Source organism: Arthrobacter sp. 2YAF22_2, assembly GCF_052114645.1.
Lineage (GTDB): Bacteria > Actinomycetota > Actinomycetes > Actinomycetales > Micrococcaceae > Arthrobacter.
The window spans coordinates 1-3,691 of sequence record NZ_JBFRFD010000378.1 but is presented as its reverse complement, the minus strand read 5'-3'; the positions used below and the strand labels follow the sequence as shown (position 1 = coordinate 3,691).

The 3,691-nt window shown below is 69.5% G+C and carries 3 protein-coding genes and 1 pseudogene; 3 read left to right on the top strand and 1 reads right to left on the bottom strand.

Annotated elements, in window-relative coordinates; translation table 11 throughout:
* Positions 1 to 41 precede the first annotated feature (41 nt).
* Together AB4Y86_RS14305 and AB4Y86_RS14300 are read left to right on the top strand one after the other, a co-directional pair.
* Positions 42 to 422 (top strand): ATP/GTP-binding protein, encoded by a 381-nt coding sequence (locus AB4Y86_RS14305; RefSeq protein WP_441402866.1) that lies wholly within the window; start codon positions 42 to 44, stop codon positions 420 to 422.
* Positions 423 to 457: 35 nt separating this feature from the next.
* Complete coding sequence (locus AB4Y86_RS14300) at positions 458 to 1,258, top strand: alpha/beta hydrolase (protein WP_441402864.1); 801 nt, start codon at positions 458 to 460, stop codon at positions 1,256 to 1,258.
* 45 nt (positions 1,259 to 1,303) lie between these two features.
* Here the strand turns inward: AB4Y86_RS14300 and AB4Y86_RS14295 are convergent, their stop codons facing one another.
* Complete coding sequence (locus AB4Y86_RS14295; RefSeq protein ID WP_441402865.1) at positions 1,304 to 2,482, bottom strand: AI-2E family transporter; 1,179 nt, start codon at positions 2,480 to 2,482, stop codon at positions 1,304 to 1,306.
* Positions 2,483 to 2,830: 348 nt separating this feature from the next.
* On the opposite strand from AB4Y86_RS14295, the pseudogene AB4Y86_RS14290 reads away from it, so the two are divergent.
* Positions 2,831 to 3,691, top strand: a pseudogene (locus AB4Y86_RS14290) (hypothetical protein); the annotation flags it as partial.

Below are 3,691 nucleotides of genomic sequence, written 5' to 3'. Positions count from 1 at the left end.
GGGATGGGCAGGGAGCGTCCTGGCTGGGGCAGAATGGAACCATGCCCCGATCCAACCGACCCCGCCGCGCTGCGTCGGCAAACGCCGCCCCCGGGAAAGGCGCGTCCGGGAAGGCCKCCGGGCGGACGGCAGGCGGCAAACACGCCGCAGGACCCGCGCCGGAACTGGACCTGGAGCGCGCCCGGACCGGAATCGCGAGGCGGGAAAGCGCTCCCGACGGCGAATGGATGGTCCGCTCGATCTCCGCCAGCCGGGCCGGGAAAACGTATGTCTGCCCGGGTTGCTTTGCCGCGGTCCCGCCGGGCACCGCGCACCTCGTGGTCTGGTCCGAGGACCACCTCTTTGGGCCGGCCGCGGGTCTCGCCGAGCGGCGGCACTGGCACTCGAACTGCTGGACCTCGCGCAGCTACCGCTACCGCTGAGCCGTCGCCCTTGCGGTGTCGCTAAGCTGGAGGGCATGACTTTTGACCCCGCGTCCTACGTGTTCAGCCAGCCCTCTGCGCCCACCGCGATCCGTGCCTCCACGGTGCTTCCCGCGCACCGCGAGAACGTGGAACTGCGCACCGAGGACGGGCACCGGCTGGTCGGCGAGTTGGCTGTCCCTGAGTCCGGCGAGATCAAGGCCACCCTGATCACGCTGCACCCATTGCCCACGCACGGCGGGTTCATGGACTCCCACGTCTTCCGCAAGGCCTCCTACCGGCTGCCCGCCCTCGCCGGCATCGCGGTGCTCCGGTTCAACACCCGGGGGACCTCTTCGCCGCGCGGGACCAGCCAGGGTTCGTTCGAGGAAGGCGTCGGCGAGCGGCTCGACGTCGAGGCGGCGGTCCGCTTCGCCGTCGAGCGCGCACTGCCGAACCGCTGGCTGGTCGGCTGGTCCTTCGGCACCGAGCTGGCCCTGATGTACGGTGCCACCGAGCCCGTGGCCTCCGCGATCGAAGGGGCCATCCTGCTCTCGCCCCCGCTGCACCGGGCCACCGATGTTCACCTCAAGGAGTGGGCCGCCGCCGGCAAGCCGCTGAAGGTGCTGGTCCCCGAACACGACGACTACCTTCAGCTGGCCGCCGCGGCAGAACGCTTCAGCCTGGTGCCGCACGCGGATCTTGTCGGCGTCGACGGCGCCAAGCACTTGTGGGTGGGGGAGAAGTACGCCGGGCGCGTGCTCAACGAGATCGTCGGCCGGGTGCTGCCGGGCGGAGCCGGCGCACCGGCCCTGGCGGAAACGTGGGCCGGCCCGGTCGCCAGCGCGCACCCCTGAGCAGGGCGGGCCCCCGGGGCGCCGCCCCACGCACGGGCGCCCTGGCTAGTGCTTGTCCTGGCGCGCGATGAAAATTTCCTTGACCAGCAGCATGATCGCCGCGGCGGTGGGGATGGCGATCAGGGCGCCGAGCACGCCGAGCAGGCTGCCGCCGGCGATCACGGAGATCACGGCGACCGCGCCGGGCACCGCGACGGCCTTCTGCATGATGCGCGGCGAGATGAAGTAGGCCTCGAACTGGAGGTAGGCGAAATAGCAGATCGCGTAGACGACGGCCGTCTGCCAGCCCGCGGTGAGGGCGATCAACGTAACCAGGACGCCGGCGATCATGCCGCCGACCAGGGGGATGAACGCCAGCAGGGCCACGACGAACGCCAGCAGTGCGGCGAACGGGACACCCAGAATCGACATCACTATGAAGGCGAAGGTGGCGTTGAGCAACGCGACGCAGACCTGGCCAATGACGTAGTTGCCTACCGAGCCGGTAATCTCCTCGGACAGTGCCTCGACCCGCGCCCGGCGCGAGCGCGGCGCCAGCCGGTAGCCCCACCGCTTCATCGCCGGCATCGCCGAGAGGAAGTACAGGCTCAGGACGAGGACGATCAGGGCGCCRAMCAGGCCGTTGGCCACGGTAGAGCCGAAGCCCACGACGCCGCCGAAGATGCCGCTCATAGCCTCCGGGTTATTGACGAATTTCGCCAGTTCCTGGCTGATCCGATCGCGCACGCCGAACTGGTTGTCGACCGTGTGGAAAAAGTCGGAGTCGATGAAATCCTGGATCCAGTGCGGGGCCTCCTGGACGATCTGGGTCACCTGCTGGACGATCGTGGGAATCAGCGTGGCAAAGAAACCAGCGACGGCCAGGGCCAGGACGGAAACGGAGATGAGAATCCCGGCCGGACGCGGCACCTTCTTGCCTTCGAGCCAGCGCACCACCGGATCCAGGCCGAGGGCAATGAACAGGGCGGTGACGATCCAGAGCAGCAGCTGGGTGGTGTTCGAGCCGATCCAGTAGACCAGCAGGGCGGCGCCGACGCCAACGGTGCCCATGAAGCCGACGTACAGCGGGTGCTGGGCGGACATCCGGGGCCCGGGGCTGCCGAAGCGTGCCGTGCCGTCGCCGTCGAGATCGGCGCCGGCGTCGTCGTCTTCCTGCTCGGGAGGCATCTCGAAGCGCAACCGCGGCTGGGCACCGGGCAGCGGCTGGCGCAGCCGGCGGGCCATCGAGATGAGGAAGCTGGCGGCGGCCGCCCGCGGGGTCGAGAGCTGCGGTGCCGGCTCCTGCGGGCCGCCTGGCTGGCCGCCGGGCGCCTGGCTGGCTGCGTGTCCTGTGGGGGTCGAAGCCGCGGGTTCAGTCACTGCGTTTAGTGCCCTTTTTGTCTGGTAGTTCCCCGCAGGTCCGCGGTGGCGGCCAGGGTGTGACGATCACCGCAAACACTATCAGCAGCCTTGCCAACTGGCGGATCGGCGGCCTCCGGAAACACGCCAGYGGGTGCCGGGCCGCGTCCGATCGCGCCCTCGATCTGACTGGCAGGTAACAAAACGGTTACTCTTAAAACTACGTGTCCGCTGATGATGGGTATTATTTTGCGTTTCAAGACTGCAGTTGCACTAGTGCTGCTCGGCCTCCTGACATTGCTGGCCGGCATCGGCCAGCAGACGATTTGGGCTCCGCCCGAGACAGTGACGGCCAGCGTGCCAGCTGGCGGTACCGCCGCGCCGCTGACCGTGTTCGACGAAAAACTGCGCACCCTGCACGGCGGCACGGTGAAGATCAACGTCAAGGGCGAGGGCAGCTTCATGCTGGCGGCCGGCCGGCCGGACGACGTGGCGGCGTGGGTCGGCAAGACCGCCCACAACACCGTGTCGGGCCTCTCCGCGGACGGCAAGACGCTGCAGCTCCAGCACGCCGACGGCGAAGCCGCCGCTCCGTCCCCGGCAGGCTCGGACCTGTGGGTGACGACGGAGAACGCCAACGGTGAGCTGAACTACAACTGGACCCCGCCGGCGGACGGCGACTGGTCGCTGTTGCTGGCCGCGGACGGCACCAAGCCGGCCCCCTCGTCGATTTCGATGACGTTCCCCAACGACACGTCCACCCCCTGGGCCATTCCGTTCATGGTGCTCGGCGCACTGCTGATCCTGGCCGGTGCAGCCCTGCTGCTGCTCAAGCCCAAGACCGGCAAGACGCACGACGGCGACTCCGCCGACAGCACGGATGGCACCGGCGGCAGCCCGAAGGGCAGCCCGTTTGCCCGCCGCGCACGCGCCCAGGCCGCTGCACGGGCCAAAGCCCGCACCGGAAGCGCCACCGGCACGGACACGGACACGGACACCGGCGCCGGCGGCCCGCCGGACGGCGGAACCGGCAGCAACGCGCTCGACGCTGCCGGCGCCGGTGTCCGTGTCCGTGTCCGTGCCGGTGGCGCTTCC